The 22,799-nt window shown below is 66.5% G+C and carries 27 protein-coding genes and 1 tRNA gene; 11 read left to right on the top strand and 17 right to left on the bottom strand.

Going from position 1 to position 22,799, the window contains the following annotated elements:
* Positions 1-32: 32 nt before the first annotated feature.
* Complete coding sequence (locus TPR58_RS13900) at positions 33-656, bottom strand: DNA-3-methyladenine glycosylase family protein (RefSeq protein WP_346247292.1); 624 nt, start codon at positions 654-656, stop codon at positions 33-35.
* Positions 657-719: 63 nt separating this feature from the next.
* On the opposite strand from TPR58_RS13900, the gene TPR58_RS13905 reads away from it, so the two are divergent.
* Entirely contained in the window at positions 720-1,037 is a 318-nt protein-coding gene (locus TPR58_RS13905; protein ID WP_110152024.1) for a 2Fe-2S iron-sulfur cluster-binding protein, read from the top strand.
* Positions 1,038-1,402: 365 nt separating this feature from the next.
* Here the strand turns inward: TPR58_RS13905 and TPR58_RS13910 are convergent, their stop codons facing one another.
* From TPR58_RS13910 to TPR58_RS13920, 3 genes are read right to left on the bottom strand one after another with little or no spacing between them, the layout of a single operon-like run.
* Positions 1,403-2,152: a hypothetical protein gene (locus TPR58_RS13910; protein ID WP_346247293.1), complete on the bottom strand. Its 750-nt coding sequence runs from the start codon at positions 2,150-2,152 to the stop codon at positions 1,403-1,405.
* Between the two features lie 25 nt (positions 2,153-2,177).
* On the bottom strand, positions 2,178-2,924 hold the full coding sequence (gene rlmB, locus TPR58_RS13915) for a 23S rRNA (guanosine(2251)-2'-O)-methyltransferase RlmB (RefSeq protein ID WP_346247294.1): 747 nt from the start codon (positions 2,922-2,924) through the stop codon (positions 2,178-2,180).
* Positions 2,924-4,558 carry a M20/M25/M40 family metallo-hydrolase gene (locus TPR58_RS13920; RefSeq protein ID WP_346247295.1) on the bottom strand — a complete coding sequence of 545 codons (1,635 nt, stop codon included), beginning with the start codon at positions 4,556-4,558 and terminating at the stop codon, positions 2,924-2,926. The genes rlmB and TPR58_RS13920 overlap by 1 nt, the downstream gene beginning before the upstream one ends.
* A gap of 122 nt (positions 4,559-4,680) precedes the next feature.
* Here TPR58_RS13920 and TPR58_RS13925 point away from each other — a divergent pair.
* Positions 4,681-4,767: transfer RNA gene (locus TPR58_RS13925), tRNA-Tyr, on the top strand.
* A 132-nt stretch (positions 4,768-4,899) separates the two neighbouring features.
* Complete coding sequence (locus tag TPR58_RS13930) at positions 4,900-5,499, top strand: DUF3558 family protein (protein WP_346247296.1); 600 nt, start codon at positions 4,900-4,902, stop codon at positions 5,497-5,499.
* Between the two features lie 207 nt (positions 5,500-5,706).
* On the opposite strand, the gene TPR58_RS13935 is transcribed toward TPR58_RS13930, so the two are convergent.
* From TPR58_RS13935 to TPR58_RS13945, 3 genes are all read right to left on the bottom strand, one after another.
* Positions 5,707-7,155: a S41 family peptidase gene (locus TPR58_RS13935; protein WP_346247297.1), complete on the bottom strand. Its 1,449-nt coding sequence runs from the start codon at positions 7,153-7,155 to the stop codon at positions 5,707-5,709.
* Between the two features lie 43 nt (positions 7,156-7,198).
* Entirely contained in the window at positions 7,199-8,314 is a 1,116-nt protein-coding gene (locus TPR58_RS13940) for a helix-turn-helix domain-containing protein (RefSeq protein WP_346247299.1), read from the bottom strand.
* 75 nt (positions 8,315-8,389) lie between these two features.
* A complete protein-coding gene (locus TPR58_RS13945; protein WP_346247301.1) occupies positions 8,390-9,091 on the bottom strand; it encodes a hypothetical protein in 702 nt (233 codons plus the stop codon).
* A gap of 105 nt (positions 9,092-9,196) precedes the next feature.
* On the opposite strand from TPR58_RS13945, the gene TPR58_RS13950 reads away from it, so the two are divergent.
* The 3 genes from TPR58_RS13950 to TPR58_RS13960 all read left to right on the top strand — a co-directional run bounded on the left by TPR58_RS13950 (position 9,197) and on the right by TPR58_RS13960 (position 11,648).
* The gene (locus TPR58_RS13950) at positions 9,197-9,871 is read left to right on the top strand and encodes a response regulator (protein ID WP_346247302.1); all 675 of its coding nucleotides are present in this window, start codon (positions 9,197-9,199) and stop codon (positions 9,869-9,871) included.
* Entirely contained in the window at positions 9,862-11,196 is a 1,335-nt protein-coding gene (locus TPR58_RS13955) for a sensor histidine kinase (RefSeq protein ID WP_346247303.1), read from the top strand. The genes TPR58_RS13950 and TPR58_RS13955 overlap by 10 nt, the downstream gene beginning before the upstream one ends.
* Before the next feature lie 101 nt (positions 11,197-11,297).
* Positions 11,298-11,648 carry a DUF3060 domain-containing protein gene (locus tag TPR58_RS13960; RefSeq protein ID WP_346247304.1) on the top strand — a complete coding sequence of 117 codons (351 nt, stop codon included), beginning with the start codon at positions 11,298-11,300 and terminating at the stop codon, positions 11,646-11,648.
* A gap of 50 nt (positions 11,649-11,698) precedes the next feature.
* Here the strand turns inward: TPR58_RS13960 and TPR58_RS13965 are convergent, their stop codons facing one another.
* Positions 11,699-12,109 (bottom strand): PRC-barrel domain-containing protein, encoded by a 411-nt coding sequence (locus TPR58_RS13965; protein ID WP_346247305.1) that lies wholly within the window; start codon positions 12,107-12,109, stop codon positions 11,699-11,701.
* Between the two features lie 531 nt (positions 12,110-12,640).
* On the opposite strand from TPR58_RS13965, the gene TPR58_RS13970 reads away from it, so the two are divergent.
* From TPR58_RS13970 to TPR58_RS13980, 3 genes are all read left to right on the top strand, one after another.
* A complete protein-coding gene (locus TPR58_RS13970; RefSeq protein WP_346247306.1) occupies positions 12,641-13,411 on the top strand; it encodes a methyltransferase domain-containing protein in 771 nt (256 codons plus the stop codon).
* A 198-nt stretch (positions 13,412-13,609) separates the two neighbouring features.
* The gene (locus TPR58_RS13975) at positions 13,610-14,644 is read left to right on the top strand and encodes a DUF262 domain-containing protein (RefSeq protein ID WP_346247307.1); all 1,035 of its coding nucleotides are present in this window, start codon (positions 13,610-13,612) and stop codon (positions 14,642-14,644) included.
* Entirely contained in the window at positions 14,641-15,231 is a 591-nt protein-coding gene (locus TPR58_RS13980; RefSeq protein ID WP_346247308.1) for a HEPN domain-containing protein, read from the top strand. The genes TPR58_RS13975 and TPR58_RS13980 overlap by 4 nt, the downstream gene beginning before the upstream one ends.
* A gap of 68 nt (positions 15,232-15,299) precedes the next feature.
* On the opposite strand, the gene TPR58_RS13985 is transcribed toward TPR58_RS13980, so the two are convergent.
* Positions 15,300-16,229, bottom strand: a complete 930-nt coding sequence (locus TPR58_RS13985; RefSeq protein ID WP_346247309.1) for a LysR family transcriptional regulator — start codon at positions 16,227-16,229, stop codon at positions 15,300-15,302.
* A gap of 114 nt (positions 16,230-16,343) precedes the next feature.
* Here TPR58_RS13985 and TPR58_RS13990 point away from each other — a divergent pair, with 114 nt between their 5' ends.
* Both TPR58_RS13990 and TPR58_RS13995 read left to right on the top strand, forming a co-directional pair.
* A complete protein-coding gene (locus TPR58_RS13990) occupies positions 16,344-17,042 on the top strand; it encodes a pirin family protein (protein ID WP_346247310.1) in 699 nt (232 codons plus the stop codon).
* Positions 17,043-17,105: 63 nt separating this feature from the next.
* A complete protein-coding gene (locus tag TPR58_RS13995; RefSeq protein WP_346247311.1) occupies positions 17,106-17,804 on the top strand; it encodes a pirin family protein in 699 nt (232 codons plus the stop codon).
* Positions 17,805-18,015: 211 nt separating this feature from the next.
* On the opposite strand, the gene TPR58_RS14000 is transcribed toward TPR58_RS13995, so the two are convergent.
* From TPR58_RS14000 to TPR58_RS14035, 8 genes are all read right to left on the bottom strand, one after another.
* On the bottom strand, positions 18,016-18,576 hold the full coding sequence (locus TPR58_RS14000; RefSeq protein WP_346247312.1) for a phage tail protein: 561 nt from the start codon (positions 18,574-18,576) through the stop codon (positions 18,016-18,018).
* A gap of 16 nt (positions 18,577-18,592) precedes the next feature.
* Complete coding sequence (locus TPR58_RS14005) at positions 18,593-19,126, bottom strand: phage tail protein (protein WP_346247313.1); 534 nt, start codon at positions 19,124-19,126, stop codon at positions 18,593-18,595.
* A gap of 36 nt (positions 19,127-19,162) precedes the next feature.
* Complete coding sequence (locus TPR58_RS14010; RefSeq protein WP_346247314.1) at positions 19,163-19,690, bottom strand: phage tail protein; 528 nt, start codon at positions 19,688-19,690, stop codon at positions 19,163-19,165.
* 141 nt (positions 19,691-19,831) lie between these two features.
* Positions 19,832-20,380 (bottom strand): phage tail protein, encoded by a 549-nt coding sequence (locus TPR58_RS14015; protein WP_346247315.1) that lies wholly within the window; start codon positions 20,378-20,380, stop codon positions 19,832-19,834.
* A 17-nt stretch (positions 20,381-20,397) separates the two neighbouring features.
* The gene (locus TPR58_RS14020) at positions 20,398-20,931 is read right to left on the bottom strand and encodes a phage tail protein (protein WP_346247316.1); all 534 of its coding nucleotides are present in this window, start codon (positions 20,929-20,931) and stop codon (positions 20,398-20,400) included.
* A 36-nt stretch (positions 20,932-20,967) separates the two neighbouring features.
* Positions 20,968-21,495 carry a phage tail protein gene (locus tag TPR58_RS14025; protein WP_346247317.1) on the bottom strand — a complete coding sequence of 176 codons (528 nt, stop codon included), beginning with the start codon at positions 21,493-21,495 and terminating at the stop codon, positions 20,968-20,970.
* Between the two features lie 166 nt (positions 21,496-21,661).
* Entirely contained in the window at positions 21,662-22,210 is a 549-nt protein-coding gene (locus tag TPR58_RS14030; RefSeq protein ID WP_346247318.1) for a phage tail protein, read from the bottom strand.
* Between the two features lie 21 nt (positions 22,211-22,231).
* Positions 22,232-22,765, bottom strand: coding sequence for a phage tail protein (locus tag TPR58_RS14035; RefSeq protein WP_346247319.1), 534 nt, complete (start codon positions 22,763-22,765; stop codon positions 22,232-22,234).
* Positions 22,766-22,799: the final 34 nt, after the last annotated feature.

Consider the following 22,799-nt stretch of genomic DNA (forward strand, 5'->3'; position numbering starts at 1 on the left):
CCAGCGCGATCGCGCTGGTCCGTCGCGCGCGATCAGATCACGTCCATGTCGACGCGGTAATGGTGCCAGGCAAGGATCGCCGCCGCACCGCGATAGGGTCGCCAGGGCTCGGCCAGGTCGCGGGTCAGCTTCTCGCTGGGCCGCGCCTCCTGGCCCAGGATCCTGCCGACCTCGATCTGCACCGCCAGGTCGCCGGCGGGCCAGATGTCGGGCCGCCCTTCCGCGAACAGCAGGTAGATTTCGGCGGACCAGCGGCCGATGCCCTTGATCCGGGTCAGCGCGGCGATCGCGTCCTCGTCGTCCGCGGGCAGCGCGTCGAAATCCAGTCGCCTGCTCGACACTTCCTCCGCCAGGCTGTGCGCATAGGCTGCCTTTTGTCGCGACAGGCCCAGGGCGCGCAGTTCCTCGGGCGTTGCCGCGGCGATCCCGGCGGGGTCCTCCAGGCTGCCGAACGCCGCTTCCATCCGCACCCAGATCGACTGCGCCGCCGCCACGCTCACCTGCTGGCCGATGATCGTGCGCAACAGGGTGGCATGGCCGCGATCGCGGATCCGCGGCTCGGGATAGCCGGCGCGTTCGATCGCGCGGGCAAAGGCGGGTTCGCGCGCGGCGAGCGCGTCCAGCCCGCTTCGGATCGCATCCTTGCTCAGTCCCATCGGGCGTCCGCCTTGAATTGAAGCCGGATCGGCGGCATGGGACCGGTCGAACAGGAGAAGACCATGCCGAAGCTTATCGTCGTGACCCGGGAAGGTGAAGAGCGCGAAGTCACGGGGGAATCGGGGCTTTCGGTAATGGAAGTGATCCGCGACAACGGCTTCGACGAGTTGCTGGCCCTGTGCGGCGGCTGCTGCTCCTGCGCCACCTGTCACGTCCATGTCGATCCGGAATTTGCGGCCAAACTGCCGCCGATGAGCGAGGACGAGAACGACCTGCTCGACAGTTCGTCGGAGCGCGACGATCGCTCGCGTCTCTCGTGCCAGATCCCGTTCGGCCCCGACCTCGACGGGCTGCGCGTGACGATCGCCGCCGAGGATTGATCGGGAGCGCGCGTGTCGGCCCACGGTGCACGCGCTTCGATAGCCCGAACGGTCAACGGGCGCGCCTAACCCACGCCCCGTTCGCCCTGAGCTCGTCGAAGGGCGCTGCGCGACCCTCAGCGAACCTCCCCCTCCCGCGAGCGGGAGGAGAGCAGGTCTGCGTCAGCGCAAAACTACTTTCTTTGTGCCTTCGTGTCTTTGTGCGAGCAAAGCCCGCCTTCAACCTGACGCCACGGGTCAGGTAGGCATGCAGACCGAAATCCGGGCTTGGACAAGCTCAGCCCGAGCGGGGAGGGCGGTCGCCAGGGCAGCGCCCTCGCACCACCCCCGCGCCCATCGATCGCCGGCAGTCCGACCCTCCGCCCTCAGCGGGCGTTGAGGCGCAGGACCGCGGTTGGCGCTTCCTTGCTGATCGGCGTCACGTTCCACTGGATCACGCGCTTGCCGCCGGCGGTCTTCGAACCGTCCTCGTTGTTCTGGCTGACGATCTCGGCGTCGGTGGTCAGCGTGAAGGTGCCGCTGGCCTTGCTCTCGCGGCTGCCGGTCATCTCGCCGCCCACATTTTCCTGCTTGGCGAAACCGGGCGCCTTGACGCGGATCGTGTCCTTGCCGCGCAGTTCGATCGCGATCCAGGGCAGGACCATCGCCGCATCCTGGTTGAACGGATAGACGAAATTGTGCGTCAGCGTGCCCGAGATCGAATAGTCCACGACGAACTTGTTGTCGCCGAGATACTGGACGCTGTTATAGCCCGGCTCCTTGGCCAGCTGGGTCGCGATCTCGCGCAGCTGGGCATCGCGCTTCGCCTTCTTCTCGGCGGTCTCCTGCGCCTTCTCGGCCGGACTTTCCTGGGGTGCATCGCCGGGCTTGACGTCGTCGTCGGTGCTATCGGCGTCGGCGGCGTCCTTGACCGTATCGCCCTCGGCCATCCCGCCCAGGCCGTCGCTCATGCCTTCCAGGTCGATGGCAAGCACCTCGCCCTTGTAGGTGAAGGTGAAGCTGCGGTCCTTGCCAATCGTCAGCGTCGAGACGAACTGCCCCGGCGTGAACAGGCAGCCGGTGAGGATCAGCGGCGCGGCGATCAGCAGCGCGAGATTCCGGATCCAGTGCATCATCGCTCAAAGTCCCTTTATGTAAGTGTCAGCCGCGCGTGGTGATCGCGTACAGCCCGATCGCGGTCGCGTTGGAGACGTTCAGGCTCTCGACCTTGGAACTGATCGGCAGCTTCGCCAGCAGGTCGCAATGCGCCTCGGTATTCTGGCGCATGCCTTCGCCTTCGGCACCGAGCACCAGCGCGATCCGCTCGCTGCCCATCGTCTCGGCAAGCGTCTTGTCGGCATGGCCGGTCAGGCCGATCCGCCAGAAGCCGGCCTCGGCAATCTCCTCCAGCGCGCGGGCCAGGTTCACCACCCGCACCCAGGGCACGGTTTCCAGCGTGCCCGAGGCGGATCGCGCAAGGCTGCCCGATTCGGGCGGCGAGTGCCGGTCCTGGGTGACGATGCCCAGCGCATCGAATGCCGCCGCCGATCGCAGGATCGCGCCGACATTGTGCGGGTCGGTGACCTGGTCGAGCACGAGCAACGGGCGCTGGTCGCCCTCGCCCTGCGCCAGCAGGTCGGCCAGCCAGATGTCCTCCAGCGGATCGACCTCGATCACCAGCCCCTGGTGCGGCGCATCGTTGGGGACGAGCCGGCCCAGGTCGGCGGCATTGGCATAGGTCACCGGGATGTCGGCCGGCAGCACGATCTCGCCCAGCGCCTCGTGGGTGCCCCAGATCTTGCGCACCCTGCGCTCGGGATTGTCGAGCGCGGCATAGACCGCATGCCGGCCGTAGAAGCGCGGCCGGTTGCTGGGGGCCTGGCTCGGGCGATGTCCGCGGCGTGCCATTATTTCGGTGTCTCCGTCTTGGGTTCGGTGGGGATCGGCTGGCGCGGCAGCGGCGCATCCGAATTGGCTGCATTCCACAGGAACGCCGCCAGGATCGTCGCGCCCTGCTGCATGTCGCCGGCCTTCAGGTGATCATAGGTGTCGATGCTCGTGTGGTGCAGGCGGCTGCCATAGTCCAGCGGGTCCTGAATAAACTGGAAGGCAGGCACGCCGACCGCGCTGAAGAACAGATGGTCGGTGCCGCCCACCTTGCGGTTGGCCACCATCGTCGCGTCCATCGATGCGAAGGGGGCGAACCATTGCTTGAAGATCGGCACCGCGGCGGTGTTGCCTTCGGCATTGATGCCGCGCACCCGGCCGGAGCCATTGTCGAGGTTGAAATAGGCGACCAGCTTCGCATGGTCCGGCAATGGCTTGATCGGCCAGTCGAGGTCCCAGCCGATGAAGCGCGCCAGGCCGGTGCGCGGCGGATTGGGCGTCGGCCGGGTGGCGATGTGGCGCTCGACATAATCGAGCGATCCGAGCAGGCCCTGCTCCTCGCCGTTCCACAGCGCGAAACGGATCGTGCGCTTTGGCTTGGGCATCTTCGACAGGATGCGCGCCGCTTCGATGACCATCGCCACGCCTGCAGCATTGTCGACCGCGCCGTCGCCCGCCGCCCAGCTGTCGAGATGCGCACCGGCCATGACATAGGCGCCCGACCGGTCGCTTCCCGCGATGTCGGCGATGACATTGTACGCCTTCACGTCGCTGTCGTCATAGCGGGTGTCGGACTGGATCTCGAGCACCGGCGCGTCGCCCGCCGCGGCCAGCCGCGCCAGCCGGCGATAATCTTCCGCTGCGATCTCGACGCCGGGCAGGCTGGGCGTGTCGCCCCGGGCAAAGCGATAGGCGCTGCCGTGCAGCAGCTTGCCGTCGCGCACCGACTGGGTCGCCGTGGCGACCGCGCCCTCGGCCTTCAGGAACGCGTCGAGCTGGCGGGGGAAGTCGAGCTTCGCAAGCTCGCGGCGCGTGCCGTCGGGGTCGTAGCGCTCGGGCCGGAACGTGTCGAAGGCCTGCAACTCTTCCTCGGTCCAGCGGCGAAAGGCGGGCGTGCGCGGCTCGCTGCCTTCGCCCGGCGCGCTCAGCAGGACGATGCGGCCCTTCAGCTTGCCGTGCCATGCGGCGAAATCGTCCGCGCTGCGGATCGGCGCGACGATCACCGGGGCGGTCAGCGTGCCCTGGGTGGCCGGCGTCCACGCGATCGGGATCGCGGTCAGCTGGATCGGTCGCGGGCTGACCATGCGCACGCTGGCGCGCTCGACCCACCAGCCGCGGCCGAAATCGAACCCTTCCTTGTGGACATTGGTCAGGCCCAGCGCGCGGAACTGGTCCTGGGTCCAGGCCTCGGCCTGGCGCATGCCGGGCGAGTTGGTCAGCCGCGATCCGATCCGGTCGGTCAGGTGCGCGGCAAAGCGCATCACTTCCGACTTCTGCGTGCCCTCGGCGATGATCCGGTCGATCGGGCCGTTGGCGGCTGGAGCGGCCGCAGGCGCAGGCGCCGGAGCGGGCGTGGTCTGCGCCGATAGCGGCGCGGCGGCGACCAGCGACAGGGCGACGGCAAGGGAGAAGGCATGGGGTGTCGGCGCGCGCATGGTGCCTCTTTTCTCGGAGATTGGATGAAAGTGACGCTATGCGGCGCGAATGCTGCGCGCAAGGCGTTGACAGGTCGGGTTCGGATCGGCAATGGACCCGCTCCCCGAGCGGGCCTGCCTACGGACAGGTGGCCGAGTGGTTAAAGGCAGCAGACTGTAAATCTGCCCGGGTTTCCCGTACGCTGGTTCGAATCCAGCCCTGTCCACCACGCAAGCCCGCTCGGGAAGTTCTTCGCAAGACGCTGAACTTCCCGCCATTTCCCCCCATTCTATTGGCGTCTGTCCGGTTTCGCACCGGTTTGTCGTCTTTCTTCCCGATGCGAGATCATGGGAGGCGGACAATGCGAATGATGAGCGTGGCGGGCGTCGCGGTGGCGCTGATGCTGGCGGGATGTGGCGGTGGCGGCGGCAATGATGCTGCGGCGGGCGGCGCGGCGGAACAGGGCGAAACGGCCGCGGCCGAAGCTGCCGGAATCGATCCGTGCAGCCTGATCAGCGCGCAGGAGATGAGCGCGATCACTACTGACACGGTCAAGCGCACCAGCCGCGACGGCCAGGTCTGCACCTATCACAGCGATCCCGATGACGGGGTGCAGCTGACCGTGATGGCCAGCGGCGGCGCCAAGCAGATGCAGGTCGTCCACCGCACCGCCGAGGTGCTGGGCGGCATGGGCGCATCGGTCGCGGACAAGGGCGGCGCGGGCGCCGACGTCGCGGTGCTGACGAAGAAGGACAAGACCGCCGTGCCGAAACTGGGCGACGAGGCGGCCTGGGGCATGAACACCACCCTGTCGGTCCGCAAGGGCGACGCCTTTGTCGAGGTCGTGCCCCCGCTGATGCACGATCCCGCCAGCCATTCGGGCTATCCGCTGGTCGGGAAGGACGAAAAGCGCGCCATCGCCCAGAAGGTCGCGGAGAGGGTGCTGGCGAAGCTGCCGTGAGGGGCGCGGGAAACCGTGCCTGCCTTCATCCCCGTTCGGGCTGAGCCTGTCGAAGCCCGCCTGCCCACGCGAGATTCGGCCCGTGGGGACAGGTGCCCTTCGACAAGCTCAGGGCGAACGGGTGTGAGTGGGACAGGCGCGCTTGCCCCCCCCCCCGCACCCTCCCGCGAGCGTTGGTGTGTGCGGCGCGCAAACCCACCCACCGGATCACGCCCGCCGAATCCAGGCCGCCGCCGCCTCCCGCGCGGGATCGCGGCCCGCGGCGATGTCGGCGGCGCTGCGCAGGACCCGCACGTCGGGCTCGATCCCCGCATCGGGCGGCAGGCCGGGCGGAAAATAGCCGATCAGCGGCAGGTCGAACTCGATCCCGCTGGCCGGCAGCCGGACGAAGAAGAAGCAGCCGCCGTTGATGCCGCGCCGGTTGCCGCCGCTGGTCTCGCCGAACAGCCGCACCAGCCCCGTGCGCCTGGCCTTCTGCGCGAACTGGAAGGTCGCCGAACTGTTGACCGGACCGATCAGCGCCGCCACCGGCACGGTGATGCGTGGCCCGACGGGCGCGATCACGTCCTCGCCGCGATCGCCGACCAGCTGGAGAAACCCGTTGCCGACCGGCCGGGCACCGACGCCCAGGCTGTGGAAGCTGTGATCCCAGGTGTCGAGATGGGGCCGGATCGCCTCGGGCGTGCGGGTAAATCGGACGAGCCGCCGTTCGCGCGGATCGACGATCGGCTGGTCGCTCAGCCGGGCGAGCAGCGCGTCGCCGCAATCCAGCCCCCCCTCGTTCGCCCGAAGATCCACGATCAGGCCGCGCGCCCCGCCAAGCGTGCCGAGCCGTTCGTCCAGCCAAGCGCGCCAGTCCCATGCGCTGTCGTACAATGCCCAGTCCGGCATGGTCAGCACGGCGATGCCGTCGGCGCCCATCGACCAGGTCCAGGCCGGACGATCGCCGCGCTCGGCGGGAATCGCCATTCGCGCCTGCCGCTGGGCGAGGCCGATCGCCGGTGCCGCAACCGTCCGCTCGCGCCCGTCGGGCATCCGCACGTCGAGCCGATGCACGCCGTCCCGCGGCGCCCCGAACACCAGGCCGTGGAACACGTCGAAATATTCGATCCGGTCGCTGCCCGACACGCCGAGCAGCGCGATCCGCTTGGCATCATTATGCCCGTCCGCCCGGGCATAGCCGATCAGCGCCTCCAGCATCCGGCCGGCGGGCAGGCCGTTGACCGTCACGACCTCGCTGCCAGCGGGCAGGTCGGCTGCGGACGCGTCGGTCACGATCATCCGCCCGCCGATCCACTCGAACCGGAAGGGCAGCCGCGTCGGCCGGTCGAACAGCGTCCGCGCCGCCGCGTCGGACTGGTTGAAGAAGTTGCAATAGCTGTGGCCGCAACGGATCGTGGCGAGGAAGCGCGAGAGCGCCAGATAGCGCGCCTCGATCGAGCGCGCGGCGAGGAAGACCTGCTCCAGCCGGTCGATCCGCTCCGCCACCTCGCGCGGCGACGCATAGCGATAGAGGCCCGGATGCAGCGCCAGCGCCTGGCGGAGGATGGCGATGTCGTCGCGCAGGTCGCCGGCCGTGACGGCAGTGGCCGCGGGGGCGGCGGCGGGCAGGGCTGCCCAGGCGGTCATGGCGGCCATGGCGTGTCGTCGGTTCATGGCGCTGCGCTTGCCGCGACCGCCCGGGCGGCGCGCCTCAAATTCACGCGTCGGGCGATGATTCCGCTTCTGAGGCGCGGCGATAGGCGCTCGGGCTCATGCCATATTCGGCACGGAAGGCGCGGTTGAAGCTCGCCTTGGACGCGAAGCCCGCATCGAACGCCAGTTCGAGCAGGTCGCGGCGATCGCCGGCCTTCAACGCCTCGGCCACGGTCGCGCTGCGCAGCTGGTTGACAAAGGCGGAGAAGCCCAGGCCCAGCCCCTCGTTCAGGGCGCGCGAGAGATAGCTGCTGTTGGTGCCCAGATGCCGCGCCAGCCGCGCCAGCGTCAGTTCCGGGTCCGACGCCCAGCCCGCGGCGCGGGTCTGCTCGGCCCATTGTTCGCCCAGCGCGCGCCAGTCGCGCAGCGGCACGGGCTCGGGCTCGGCCGGGGCCTCCGCCAGCCGCGGAAAGGGCAGCGCGGCATGGCGCCAGCCCTCGATCGCCAGATACAGCGCGAAGCCCGCGATCGCGAGATGAAGCCCCATCAGCCGGAGATAGCCCAGCGGCTGGATCGCATCGTACAGCGCATAGCCCGCCCAGACCGGCACCAGCACGAGGGTCGCGCCGATCGACCGGCTGAGCCAGCGCGAGGCGAAGCGGCCATCGTCGCTGCGCTGCTCTGCCAGGCGGACGCGGTAGCGGGCGAGGAGCCGAAGCCCGGCGGCGCCGTACAGCACCAGTCCGATCACGGTGCCCAGATTAGTGACGATGCCATAGGGCGGCAATGCGACAGATGCCCAATCCGACTTGAGCGGCAGCGGCAACAGGAAGCCGGCGGTCAGGAACAGCAATTGTGCCATCGCTGGGACCAGATGGCGCCAGCCCCGCCGCGGCCAGCTGCCCTCGATCAGCGCATGGCCATAGAGCCAGAGCAGCGGGCCGACCGCGAGGGTGATGGCAAAGGGTGCGAAGGTCAGCCACTGCCACCGGTCGTAAAAGCCGGCGAAACCGATCGCCCAGGGGGTGACGATCCCGGCCAGCACCACCAGCAAGGCGGCCAGCGTGCGATTGGCGGTGCGGTTGGCGATCGGCCGGGTCAAGGCGATGGCGATCGCCAGCAACTGGGCGATCGCCATGCTGAACACTGCCGTGCGCCACCCGAACACCAGACCGTCCAACCCCCTTCCTTGCCCGCCGCAGGGTTCGGGGACCGGGGGCGGGCGGCCCGTCCGAAGACGGGCCGCCCCTGTTCGTCAGCGTGCGGTGCGCGCGGCGGGCGCTGTCTGGGGGGCAGGCTGGCCCGCAGCCGGTGCGGGGACCGGGGCACCCTGGGGCGCAGCCGGTGCCGTGCCCGGGGCCGGCGGCGGGACGACACCCGGGGCGGGCGCGCCCGGCGCGCCAGGCGCCGGCGGGACATCGGTGCCGGGTGCCGGCGGCGGCGGGGGCGGCGGGCAGGCGCCGGGACCACCTGGGCCACCGGGGCCACCGGGGCCACCAGGACCGTCGGGGCCGGGACCCTTCGGACCGCCAGGACCGCCAGGACCGCCGGGGCCGCGCGGGCCCGGCCCGATCGCCTCGACCTGCCCGTTCGGGCCGACCAGATAGGATGCGCGCAGCTGGCCATCGTCATAGCGGCCCTGCACCTGCACGTCGTTGCCGACCGCCACGCGCGCGCTGCCCTCGCGGCCCAGGTCGACCATCGTCCGGCCGCTGCCGTCGGCGATCACGGCGCGGTCGCCATAGAGTTCGGCGATCCGCCCCTTGACCGTCACGATGCCGCTGCTGTCGGCCAGCTTGGCGATCGGCGTCGCATTGGTCGGCGCCATCTCGATCGAGGGGCGGGTCAACGATGCGGCGCCGGCACCGCCTGCCGCGCCGGCGGCCAGCAGCATTGCGGCGGCGGCGATGCGTGCGCCCTTGGACATATTGGTGAGTCGTTCGTTCAGCCGGGACATTGTCATACTCCTTGGGTTGATGATGCTGTTCTAGCGAGTCGCACCCACGGCACGCTGAACCCGGCGGTTCAGATTCGGTTTAGGTGGGAAAGGTAGCGACGGCCCATGCGGATCCTGCTCGTTGAAGATGATGCCGATCTCGGCCAGTCGATCGCCAAGGCGCTGCGCGGCGAGAACTTCGCCGTCGACCTGGCGACCAACGGTGTCGATGCCGCGCATCTGGGCGACACCGAAAGCTATGACGCCGCCGTGCTCGACCTGGGCCTGCCCCAGATGGACGGGCTGTCGGTGCTGAAGGCATGGCGCGATGCCGATCGGCCGCTGCCGGTGCTGATCCTGACCGCGCGCGATGCCTGGTCCGACAAGGTTGCGGGGTTCAAGGCGGGCGCCGACGATTTCCTGACCAAGCCGTTCCGGGTCGAGGAACTGGTGATGCGGCTGCGCGCGATCGTCCGCCGCTCGGCCGGCCATGCCGCGACCCGGATCGACTGCGGCCCGCTGTCCTTCGACAGCCAGAGCGGCCAGTTCGAGCTGGACGGCTTCCCGCTGCGCCTGACCGCGCTGGAATGGCGCGTCCTGTCCGCGCTGATCCTGGCGAAGGAGATGGTGATCGAGCGGCTGGCGCTGCTCGAGCGCGTCTATGAAGGCGATGCCGATACCGACTCGAACAGCCTCGAGGTGATCGTCGGCCGATTGCGCAAGAAGATCGGCGCCAGCCTGATCGAGACGGTGCGCGGTCGCGGCTACCGGCTGACCGCGGGCGAGGCGGCATGCGGCTGATGCCGGGATCGATCCGCGGGCGGATGCTCGCGCTGTCGGCGGTGGCGACGCTCGTCGCGCTGCTCGTCGCCGGTTTCCTGATCGCCGCGGTGCTGGGGCGGGTGGTGACCCAGGGCGTCGACCGGCGTCTCGACGCCCAGATCGCGCTGCTCGCGACCGCGGTCGGCGACGATGGCAGCATCGACCGCACCCGGCTTGACGGGCTTCGCGGTGCGCTGGAGGCGGGGCCCGGCTGGCGCTGGCAGATCGTGACGCCCGATCGCACCCTGGGCTCGGCCGATTTCCCGGCATTGGAGCTCGGCCCGCCGGGACCGCATGGCGAACGCGGGGATCGCGGCGGCCCGCCGCGCCCGCGCGAGGGCAGCGAGGCGGACGGCACCCCGGTCCATGCCCGCCAGGTGACGCTGTCGACACCCGCCGGCGCCGTGACGCTCAGCGCGTCCGCACCCAATTCGGTGATCCAGCGCCCGATCCGCGAGGCCGCGGTGCCGCTGCTCGGCCTGCTCGCGCTCCTGTCGCTGCTGCTCGCGGCGGCGGCGCTGGTCCAGATCCGCTATGGCCTGCGCCCGCTGCGCGCGCTGCGCGATGCGGTCGCCGATATCCGCGCCGGGCGCATGCGTGCGGTGCCCGAGGATCAGCCCGCCGAATTGCAGCCGCTGGCCCAGGAACTCAACGCGCTGGGCCGCGATAACCAGGCCGCGCTCGAAACCGCACGGGCCTCCGCCGCAAATCTGGCTCACGCACTGAAGACGCCGGTCGCCACGCTGGCGATCGAGCTGCGCGATCACCCGGAACATGCCCGTCAGGTCGAGCGGATCGACGCGACGATCCGCCACCATCTGTCGCGCGCGCGCGAACGCGTCACCGATCGCCACGCGCGCGTCCTGGTCGCGCCGGCGGTGGCCGATCTGGCACGAACCGTGTCGCGACTGAACGCCGGTCCGCCGGTCGACATCGCAACGACGGTCGCGCCGAGCCTGGCGGTCGCGGTCGATCCGGCCGATTTCGACGAGATCGTCGGCAACCTCCTCGAAAATGCGGTGCGCCATGCCGAGGGGAAGGTGGCGGTCACCGCCGCGCGAATCGGTGCCGAGGTGTCGATCGCCGTCACCGATGACGGCCCCGGCATCGCGCCCGACCAGATGGCGCGCGCGATCCAGCCCGGGGTTCGGCTGGACGAGCGCGGCGAGGGGCATGGCTTCGGCCTGGCGATCGCACGCGAATTGTCGGAACTGTATCGCGGCGGGCTGACGCTTGCCCGCGCCGAGGGCGGCGGACTGATGGCGACGGTCCGGCTGCCGATCGCGGCGGAGCGCGACGAATAGGCTTCGGCACGGCGCTGGCGCCTGTCGGTTCACCGATGTGAAGGAACCCCGTCCCCTCGTTCCGCGTATCCTTGCGAGTGCGTAACGAGGAAGAGGGACCTATGCTCAATTTGCGGAACGTCGTGCTGGGAGGCCTTGGCGCGGCGGCAGTTTTTCTCGCGCTGCCCGCCCAGGCGCAGACCGTGTTCACCGGCGCGGGCGAGGAGTCCGAGCTTGATTGCGACGGCGGCGCGGTCAGCGTCGAGGGTGCCAGCAACACGCTGACCATCACCGGCGACTGCACCCGTCTGACCGTCAGCGGCGCCAGCAACCGGATCACCGTCGAACTGGCCGCGGCATCCTCGATCCGGGTCGAAGGCGCGGGGAACCAGATCCGCTGGCGCGCGCCGGGCACCGCAAAGCCGCGCACCTCGATCGTCGGCGCGGGCAACCGCATCTCGCAACTGCGCTGATCGGCGCCGGGCAAGGGGGCAGGGCATCGCCGCCCCCTTGCCCGTCGCGCTCAACTCAGCGACAGGTCGACCGGCGCGACGCCATAATAGTTGGACACGCGGTCGGCATAGGCCTGGTTGAATTCGGGCGGATTGTTCGCCCAGCTCGGCCCGCCTTCCAGCAGGCGGCGGTCGATCGTCACGACATAGCGATCGGTCGCGGGGTCGTAGGACAGCATCTCGAACGGCAGCGGGTAATAGCTCTTGCCCATGCCCAGGAACCCGCCCAGCCGCAGCACGGCATAGGTCGCCCCGCCGGTGCGCTTGTTGATCATGAAGCTGTACACCGACCCCAGGGAGTCGCCGTCCCGCGTCGCCACCTTGGTCCCGTCGATCTTGTTCGATGCGATCAGCAGATTGGGCAGATCGGCCGCGGGCACTGCAGCTGCGGTATCGCTGGTGTCGGAAATGGCGTCGCTCATGATCGTTGATCCTGGTTCGATGGCATGGACGGGACGCGTTCGCCGAACGCAACTCTCGTCATCCAGGGATAGACGCCGGAACGGTGCCGATGTTCCGCGTGGCGCATGGTGGTGAGTGACTGGACACCCGCACGACCACTCGTCACCCCGGCTGGCTTCCCTTTGTGCCTTCGTGTCTTTGTGTGCTCCCCAGGCCCGGCTTCCACATGCGGTCACTTCAGGAAGTCTCACACGAAGACACGAAGGCCTGAAAAGCTGGCGGTGTTTCGACACCAATCCCCGGACTTGCCCGTCACCCCGGCTGAAATGCCGGGGTCCACCGTGCAGCACATCCCGGACGCGAGGCTTCGAACGCATGCGCCGCCGCGGGGCAGCCGACGCGCGCACCATCGGCTCCGGGATGGAGGATGGGTGGACCCCGGCATTTCAGCCCGGGTGACGGGGGTGGTGGGGCGGACCGTATGATACCAATTGGATGTCCCGGCGCCACCCCGCTTGTGCCTCGGCGGCGCGCCCGTCACAGTCGCAATCATGGTGGATGGACACGATCGACGCGCCTTCCTGCTCGGCGCGGCAGGCGCGGCGCTGCTGCCCATGGTCGCGCGGGCTACCGCGCAGGACCTGGACGTCCCCTATGTCCCGACCCCGCCCGAGGTGGTCGCCGGCATGCTCGACCTCGCCGAGCTGAAGGCGGGCGAGCGGCTGGTCGACCTGGGGTCGGGCGACGGCCGCATCCCGATCGCGGCCGCCCGGCGCGGCGCGACCGCGCTCGGCGTCGAGATCGATCACCGGCTGGTGACGCGCGCGCGCAGCCTGGCGCAGATCGCCGATCAGTCCGCCCGCGCCCGCTTCCTGCGCGCCGACCTGTTCACCGTGTCGCTACGCGATGCCGATGTCGTGACGCTGTATCTGCTGCCCGATGTGAACGAGAAGCTGAAGCCCAAGCTTCTGAACGAACTGCGTCCCGGCGCGCGCGTCGTCAGCCACGCCTTCGACATGGGCGACTGGCCGCCCGACGTCGCGCGTTCGATCGCCGAGCGCCAGGTCTATCTGTGGACCATCCCCGCGACCGCCGGCGGCGACTGGCGCCTGACCCGCGCCGACGGGACCGTGTCGCGTCTGACGATCGAACAACGCTACAGCGCGATCACCGGCACCCTAGACGACCGCCCCTTCCGCGACGCGCGGCTGCACGGCGTCGAGATCGGCTTCACCATCGATGGTACGCGCTATGATGGCGTTTTAGAATACCACCTAATCCGATCGAATTCCGCGGTGCAATGGCATGCCGACCGACTCTAGTAAGCAAGCGGGATAGGCAGTTGCGTGTCATCGGCGCAGCGAAGCTCGCTGACTAATATTTCGTGTGCGTTTGAATCTGAGCGGGACGTCGAGTTGGCGGGATGCCATGTTTGGAAATTGAATTTCTTCGCGAGATATTGTCGTTGCGATTTTACGAGGGTCGTGCACAAAATCTGCAAGATGCTTTGGATGGAAAAAATGAGCCAATCTGCGACCTTGAGTCTCCACACCATCGATTACCCATTCGAAACCTTGGCGCAGAGAGCGGGCGCGAAGCCGCCGAAGTTAATTCTCGATCCCGATTTCCAGCGGAAGTATAAGTGGGACAAAGATGGGTGGGGTAGGGCTTCGAAATTTATCGAATCGTGCTTGATGAGGATACCGCTACCCTCATGCTATTTCGCCGAAAACGATAATAGAGCTCACTTGGTAATCGATGGAGTTCAGCGAATTACGACGATCATAAAATTTATGAATGACGAATTCGCTCTGGAAGGAATGACAGTTTTCCCGGATCTAGAAGGAAAGCGGTTTTCTCAACTAGGTGCTCTTGCTGCCGATTTTGAATCAACAACGATTCGTTGTGTGGTTCTTAGAAATGAGAATCCTCGAGAGTTAATAGCTGAAATATTCTCTAGACTTAATAAGGGGGCGGTTGAGCTTTCTGACCAAGAAATAAGGCACGCTCTATTTGCTGGTCCGTTTGATGACTTGCTTATCGAGTTATCCGATAACTCCATTATTGCTAATTTTAAAGTTGGCAAGAAGGGTAAATCAGATAAAAATTCTCGGGAGTCGGAAGAGCTGGTACTAAGATATTTTGCATTTCGGGAAACTGGTGGTGATTATAGCGATAATCTTACTAAGTTTCTTGATAGATTTATGGAGCAATCTTTACAGTTTGACGATAATCGTATCGAAGAATTAAGAGATGAGTTCATAAGAAGTGTTAGTGCCTGTTCGATCATATTTGATCAAGATGAAATATTCACTGATATAAGTAGCAATCGGCGTCGGCAGGGGGTGGTGTACTACGATCTGCTTATGGGTTCTCTCGGGAATATTCCGCAAGAAACTCTTATTAGTCGTCGAGATGAAATTCGTGATGCTTTTAGAAAGTTATGTGCATCAGAAGAGTTTACTCGCTTAACGGCCGGTGGCCTGCAACGTAAAACCTCAATCGCAAGACGTAATCGTCTGTGGGCTGAGAAGTTGGAGGCTGCGCTCTCATGATTTCGTTAGAATTGTTAGATGGCTACCTAGGCCAATTGAGTGGCCTTAACCAAGTGGTGCAGCAGTCACATAGCCGATCGATAGCTGATCCTCCTGATATGCTTTTCTACGAGAATCAGAATATTTTTGTTAAGTCATATTTGGTAAGCGCCTGCTCAATGCTAGAGGCGTTCATCCAAGATCTGGCTACGGCGTATATCGATGAGATACAAGAGCGTGTAAATTCTGCAAACCTACCCCATAATTTAATGTCTTGGATTACCGATCATGAGAAAGCGAAAATGGAATTCAAGGCTGTCCACGCTAATAAGAGTAGAAAAGATATTTCCGATCTAATTTCTCCGAACTACTGGAAGACTATTAAAGCGTTTGAAAGGGTTGGGATAAGATTAGAAGGATCGGGCGTAGATAACTTTAAAGATATAATAGTTATGAGGGTGGAGAAAAGAAACTTGATAGTTCACCATAATGACGACGCTCTTGACTTGAGCTTTTCAGATATTTCCGACACTATAATACAATTTAGCAATTATATTGTGTGCTTATTCAATGCGGTTTGCGCTGATCCGTTTAGATCCGCTGCATGAAGCGTAACAGCTGGTAATGCGACAGCAACTTGTCTGCGTACTGCAAATGTGTGCTGTGGTTTCAAAATTCAGATATCCCCCAGCCCCTCCTGTTCCACATTATCGCGCCCCATCCCGACGAACTGATCGCGGAGCCACGACGCCGCCGGCCCCGGCGGCGTATCGCGGCGCCAGATCGCGGCGAAGCGATAGGTGCCGCCGACATGGTCGGGCATGGCCAGCCGCACCAGCGTGCCCGCGACCAGGTCCGCCTCGATCATCGGCAGCGGCATGTTGCCCCATCCGATCCCCTCGCGCAGCAGCGCGTGCTTGGCGCCCAGGTCGGCGAGCCGCCAGGTCTTGTGGCTCATCACCGAATAGTCGCGCCCCTCGGTGAAGCGCGACCGGTCGGTCAGCACGATCTGGGTGAAACCCCGGCCGGCGCCCGGCGGGATCGCCGTCATCCGCCCCAGCGGGTGATCCGGCGCGGCGACCGGCACCATCGTCACCGATCCCGCCGCCATCGACTCGAGCCCCTCCACCCCGGCGGACAGCGGGCCGGACAGGCCGACCGCTGCGGTGCGGTCGAGCACCATCGCCGTCACCGCGCCCAGCGCCTCGGCATGAAGGCGCAACGACACCGTCGGGAATTCGCGCGAAAAGGCACGCAGCACCCGGCCCAGCCGCTCGGTCGGCAGCATCACGTCCACCGCCAGATCGACCTCCGCCTCCAGCCCCTGGAGCAGCCCGCGCGCCGTCGCCCTCAGCCCATCGATCCCCTCGCTCACCGATCGCGCCTCGCTCAGCACCGCGCGCCCGGCATCGGTCAGCCGCGGCTTGCGGGTGCCCTCGCGCTCGAACAGCGTCAGGCCCAGCTGCGCCTCCAGATTGGCAATCCCGTAGCTGACCACCGACACCGCCCGGTTCAGCCTGCGCGCCGCGGCGGCGAAGCTGCCCTCGTCGACGATCGCCAGGAAGAGGTGCAACTGGTCCAGGGTAGGGGTGCCGGGATCGCTCACTATTCAACTTTCTCGAACAAGATGGACGATTTTATCTCTCTGATCGAAACGATCGGCAAGACCTAGATGAGTTCTCGAGACGGCGACCCCGCCGCGCATTTCGGGAGACTTCAGATGATCGAACTTCGTCCCTTCGACAGCCTCGGCGGCGCCAATCATGGCTGGCTCGACGCCAAGCATCATTTCTCGTTCGCCGACTATTATGATCCGGCCCGGATGAACTGGGGCAATCTGCGCGTCTGGAACGACGACACCATCGCACCGGGCACCGGTTTTCCCCCGCACCCGCACCGCGACATGGAGATCATCACCTATGTCCGCGAAGGCGCGATCACCCATCAGGACAGCCTGGGCAATAGCGGCCGGACCGAGGCGGGCGACGTCCAGGTGATGTCGGCGGGCACCGGCGTGCGCCATTCGGAATATAATCGCGAGGATGTGACGACCCGCATCTTCCAGATCTGGATCGTGCCGACCCGCACCGGCGACGCGCCGCAATGGGGCGCCAAGCCCTTCCCCAGGGGCGAGCGCTCGGGCCAGTTCGTCACGCTCGCCTCGGGCTATGCCGAGGATGGCGACGCCCTGCCGATCCGCACCGACGCCCGGATCGTCGCCGCCACGCTGAAGGCCGGCGAGACCGCGACCTACAAGATCGGCAAGGATCGCAAGGCCTATCTGGTCCCGGCGACCGGCAGCATCCGGATCGACGACGTCCAGGCCAATGCCCGCGACGGCGTGGCGATCAGCGACCTCGACGTGCTGAGCGTCACCGCGATCGAGGACAGCGAGATCGTGATGGTCGACGCGGCCTGACACGCAAGCGATACCGCGCCGTCACCGGCGGCGCGGTATCCGCATCTTACAGGGACAGGCACGATGATCAGCTTTCGCGACCGCGGCGCCCGCGGCATGCACCGCGGCGCCTTTGTCGACGCATGGCACAGCTTCTCGTTCGGCGACTATGAAGATCCGCGCCATATGGGCTTTCGCGACCTGCGCGTGCTGAACGAGGACCGCGTCGTCCCCGGCGCCGGCTTTGCCGAACATGGCCATGAGGACATGGAGATCGTCACCCTCGTCCTGAAAGGGGCGATCGCCCACCGCGACAGCATGGGCAATGTCGTCACGCTGAACGCCGGCGACGTCCAGCGGATGAGCGCCGGCACCGGCATCCGTCACAGCGAGATGAACCCCAGCCCGGACGAGCGCGCCCATGCGCTGCAGATCTGGATCCTCCCGGCCGAGCCCGGCGTCACGCCCTCCTACGAACAGCGCCGCTTCGCGCCCGAGGAGGGCCGCAACGCCTTCGTCCTGATCGCCAGCCCCGATGGCCGCGACGGATCGCTGCGCCTCAACCAGGATGCGCGGATGGAGATGCTGCGCCTCGACGAGGGCCGCAGCATCGCCCGCCAACTCGACTCGGCGCGCGGCTATTGGGTGCAGGTGATCGGCGGGATCATCGGGCTGAACGGCACCGAGATGCGCGAAGGCGACGGCGCCGCGCTGACCGGGGAGACGATGCTCGAACTGGAGGCGGACACCGAGGCGGAACTGCTGCTGATCGACCTGCGCTGATTACCCGTAACCTCGTCACCCATACCCCCCGTCACCCCGGCCGGAGTGCCGGGGTCCACCCTTCCTCCATCCCGGACCCGCAATGGCGCGCTCCGACCGCCCGGCGCGACCCGGTGGCGCAAGAATCTCACCTCCGGGCTGTGCCGTCCGGTGGCCCCCGGCGCTGCGGCCGGGGTGAAGGGGGGAGGCACCGCCTCCTGCGCGCTCCGCCTCAGTTGCGCGCCGGGTATATCCCGCGGGTGGCGATGCAATAGATCATCGACAGATAGGGCTGCTGATTGGCATGCGCCGAGGTCATTCCGGGAGGCGCGCCTGTCGGTTGCACCATGCCGGGTGCGAATGTGGCGGCATTGGTGAGCGGCGGGGTATTGAACGCGGATCCCGGAGCATCCGCGCCGGCGAACCGCGACAATTGATCGCCGAATTGCGGGACGCTGTGCATGTTGGCGGTGCCGGTCGTGTCGATCTTGGCAGTTGCCGTGTGCGTATGGGCGGGGAGCTCTTCGAGCGTGAGCACCACCGTGGTTTCGCCGGCCGTGTCGCCGGTCTGATAGGGCGTCAGGCCGGGGCCGGATCCCTGGCCGACCAGTGCTGCACCCTGAAGATTGGGCAGGGCGAAGGTCTCGATGCCGTCGCCGCCGTACCGCGTGCCGAGGACGGCATAGAGCGCACCGTTCTGGCTGATCTGCACCAGGCGCCCGTCGCACGGCGTCCACCCGAACGGTACGAATGCGAAGGCGAAGGCGCGGATTTCGCCGATAAATGGGTCCATGATGCTTGCCTCCCGGTCAGTTCCGCGACGGGTAGATACCCGACAGCGCGATGATGAAGCTGATGGCGGCGATCGGCATCCGGTTCTCGTGCGCTTCGCCGCCGCCGCTCTGTGTCAGGCTGTCCGCCGCCAGCACCGCTTCGACCTGGTTTCCGACATTGGGCGGCAGATAGAAGACGCCGTTGTTCGCCGGTGCCGCGGGGACCAGTTGCGCGGGCTGGGACGAGGTTGCGGAGGTCACCGTGGCGGAGGCGCTGTGCGTGTGCGCAGGAATCTCCTGCGTGGTCAGCGTGACGCTTTCGGTGCCGCCCTGGTCGCCGATTGATCTTGGGGACAGTCCGGGGCCCTGTCCCTGGCTGATCGGAATCCGCCCGCGGAGGTCGGGCAGGCCGAAGGTCGTGATGCCGTCGCCCCCATAGACGACGCCCAGCAGCGCATAGAGCGCGCTGTTTTGCGCGATCGAAAGCAGCGAGCCGTCGCATAAATGCCAGTCGCGCGGAGCGAAGTCACCGGCGAAGGGACGGATTTCGCCCAGGAAAGGAGCGCTCATGTCGATATCCCTGCAGGAGGCGGTGAATGTCTGCGCTCAGTTGCGCGCCGGAAAGATGCCGGTCAGCGCGATGCAATAGCAAAGCGTCGTGAAGGGCTGCATGTTGTTGTGCGATTGCGTACCGCCGGTGATCCCGATCGTCGTGGCTGCCATCGACTGGGGGAACCCGGGCGCGCCATAGGCGGCAGCCGGCTGTCCGCCGGAGCGGCTTCCCGCGAAATAATTGCCGCCGGGCAGGGCGGTGTCCCCGGTGTCCTGCGTGACCGTCCACAGGTGGTTGTGGCTCGGCATCTGTGGCAAGATCAGGACGACGTTCTCGACCCCCGACTCCTGGCCGACCACATAGGTGCCGCCATTCCCGGTCCCGCTGCCGACGAGCGCACGGCCGCGCATGTCGGGCAGGGCGAAGGTCGTCGTCCCGTTCCCGCCATAGATGCTGCCGATCAACGAGAAGAGGGGGTAATTCTGCTGGGTGGGCACGATCTGCCCCATGCAGAAGGCCCATCCCTTGGGCGCGAAATTATAGGGGAACAGGCGGATTTCGCCGATGAACTGCTGGGACATATGCGATTCCGGTCAGAGGAACGGGGTGCGGCGCGCGCTGTGCGCATCGCGAGCGGGGCGAAGTCGGTCGGGCCGGGTCGTACGGGACGGATAGGCGGTTCGATCGATCGAGGCCGGCCGTCGGCGCGATGGCACGGGGCGTCAGTTGCGCGACGGAAAGATGCCCTGCGCGGCGATGCAATAGGTCATCGACAGATAGGGCTGCTGGTTGTCATGCGCCAGGTCGCTGCCGGTACCCATGACCATTCCCGGTGCGAAGGTGTCCGGGTTCTCGAGCGGTGGCGTGTTGAATGCCGAACCTGGCCCGGTTGGCGTCGCGAAGCGCGACAACTGGTCGCCGAGCTGCGGCACGGTATGCATGTTGGCGATTCCGGTCGAGTTGACCCGTATCACCGCGGGGTGCGTATGCGCCGGCAACTGGTCGGTCGTGAGCTGGACACTTGTCTCTCCGACCACGTCGGCGAGCGCATAGGGGCTCAGGCCGGGGCCGGTTCCCTGACCGGTCAGCGCCAGACCCTGAAGATTCGGGACGGCGAAGGTCGTCGTCCCGTTTCCGCCATAGGTGATGCCGATGATGGCGAATAGCGGGCTATACTGGCTGACCGATAGCAGGCGTCCATCGCAGGGGATCCAGCCGCGGGGCGGGAAGCTGAACGCGATGGCGCGGATTTCGCCGATGAATGGATCCATGGTCGTTCCTTCGCGTGTCAGTTGCGCGACGGGTAGACACCCGACAACGCGATGATGAAGTTGATGGCGGTCATCGGCATGCGGTTCTCGTGCGGCTGGCTTCCGCCGGCGGGCAACAGGCTGTCGGGGGCCAGGACCGCATCGACCTGGGTTCCGACATTGACCGGCAGGTAGAGCAGATTGTTGTTGGTCGGCGCCGCCGGCACATTGTCGCCGGGCTGGGGCGAGGTGGCGGCGGCAGCGCTGACGACGACCGTATGGCTGTGGCCGGGCATTTGCGGCGTGGTCAGCGTAACGCTTTCGGTTCCGAACACCTGGCCGACCGTACGGGGGCTGAGGCCCGGCCCCGTGCCCTGCCCGATGGCAAGGCGTCCGCGCAGATCGGGCAGCCCGAAGGTGGTCTGCCCGTCCCCGCCGTAAATGGTGCCCAGCAAGGTATATAGGGCATCATATTGGGCGATCTGGAGCAGCGTGCCGTCGCAGAAATGCCAGTCGCGCGGAGCGAAGGTGCCGGCAAAAGGCCGGATTTCGCCCATGAAGGGATTGCTCATTGTCGATATCCTCGCGGATGCGGTGGATGCGGGCGCTTAATTGCGCGACGGAAATATGCCCTGGAGCGCGATGCAGTAGGTCATCACGAGCGACGGCTGCATGTTGTTGTGCGGCTGGGACCCGCCGGCCAGGCCGATGATCGCGGGCGCCATCGGAACCGGGGTCGTGAGCGCTCCGAAGGCGGCGGCCGGCTGGCCGCCGGCGCGGCTTCCTGCAAAATAATTGCCGGCGGGCGCGGCGGTGTCGCCCGCAGCGCGCGTGACCTGCCACCCGTGGGTGTGACCCGGCATCTGGGACTGGGTCAGGGAGATGGTTTCGGTCCCCGCTACCTGGCCCGGCATATAGGTCAGGTCGTCGCGGGTTCCCGTCGCGACCAGCGCCCGGCCGCGCATGTCGGGCAGGGCGAAGGTCGTGCTGCCGTTCCCGCCATAAGTGGTGCCGAGCAGGGAAAACAGGGCGGCATTCTGCTGGATCGCAAGGAGCTGGCCGAAACAATAAGCCCAGGTTCGCGGTGCGAAAGTATAGGGAAACAGGCGAATCTCGCCGACAAACTGCTGGCTCATAGGCCCTCCCCCGAACAGCGCACGACGCCGTGGTGGCGCAGCGGGCAGTCCGGCTAGGGCTAGAGCAAGGCCTTGGCCCCCGATAGCCCCGATTCCGTCGGAAATGGGTGTATGCTGCACACGCGAAGCCAACCGTGACGGCGTGCTGCGCGCCGCCGCTTCCGCGTCAGCTCCGTGCCGGAAAAACCCCCTGGGTTGCGATGCAATACATCATCGAAAGATAGGGCTGCTGGTTCGAATGGGAGTCGCTCCCGCCGGTCGGCTGCACCATGGTCGGGGCGAACGTCGCCGGGTTGTTCAGCGGCGGGTTGTTATAGGCCGACCCGATCCCGCCCGACGGGGCGAAGCGCGACAGCTGGTCGCCGGTGACGGGTACATTGTGCATGTTCGCCGTTCCCGACTGGTTGACCTTCGCATCGGTCAGGTGGGTGTGGCTCGGCAATTGGTCGGAATTCAGCGTGACTGCGACGGTGCCGAAGATATCGCCGATCGAATAGTCGGTCAGGCCTGGCCCGGCGCCCTGGCCGATGGTCGCCGAACCGCGCAGGTCGGGGACGGCGAACATCGTCGTTCCGTTTCCGCCATAGGTGAGGCCGATGACCGAATACAGGATGCTGTACACCGAGATCGAGAGCATGCGCCCGTCGCAGGGGATCCAGCCGGCCGGCGGATAGCTGAAGGCGACGACCCGGATCTCGCCGATGAATGGAGCCACGATTGAACTTCCCTTCGCTCGTCAGTTGCGCTGCGGAAAAATGCCGGCGGCCGAGATGATGTAGGTGATGGCCGTGCCGGGCATGCGGTTCTCGTGCGGCTGGCTGTTGCCGGCTGCGGTCAGACAGTCCCCGGCAAGGGGGGCATCCACTTGCGAGCCGATGTTCGGCGGCAGATAGAAGACGCCGCCATTGACGGGTGCTGCGGGCACCTGGTTGGCGGGTTGGGGCGATTCGGCCGCGTCGCCGGAGACCACGACCGCGTGCGTGTGCCCCGGAATCTGCGCCTGGGTCAGCGTCACGCTTTCGCTACCGCCCATCTGGCTGAGGAAGCGGTTGGTCAGGCCCCGCCCCTGGCCGACGCCCACCGGCAGCCGGCCGCGAAGGTCAGGCAGGCCGAATGTCGTCTGCCCATCGCCGCCGAAGGTCGTTCCCAGCAGCGTGAACAGCGCCTGATTGTCGGCGATGCTGATGATCGATCCGTCGCACAAGCGCCAGTTGCGCGGGGCATAGGTGCCCGCAAACGGTCTGATCTCGCCCAGATAGGGATCGCTCATATCGATATCCTCGCAGAATGCGGCCGCGCGGCGC

Source organism: Sphingomonas rustica (assembly GCF_039652585.1).
Classification (GTDB): Bacteria; Pseudomonadota; Alphaproteobacteria; order Sphingomonadales; family Sphingomonadaceae; genus Sphingomonas; species Sphingomonas rustica.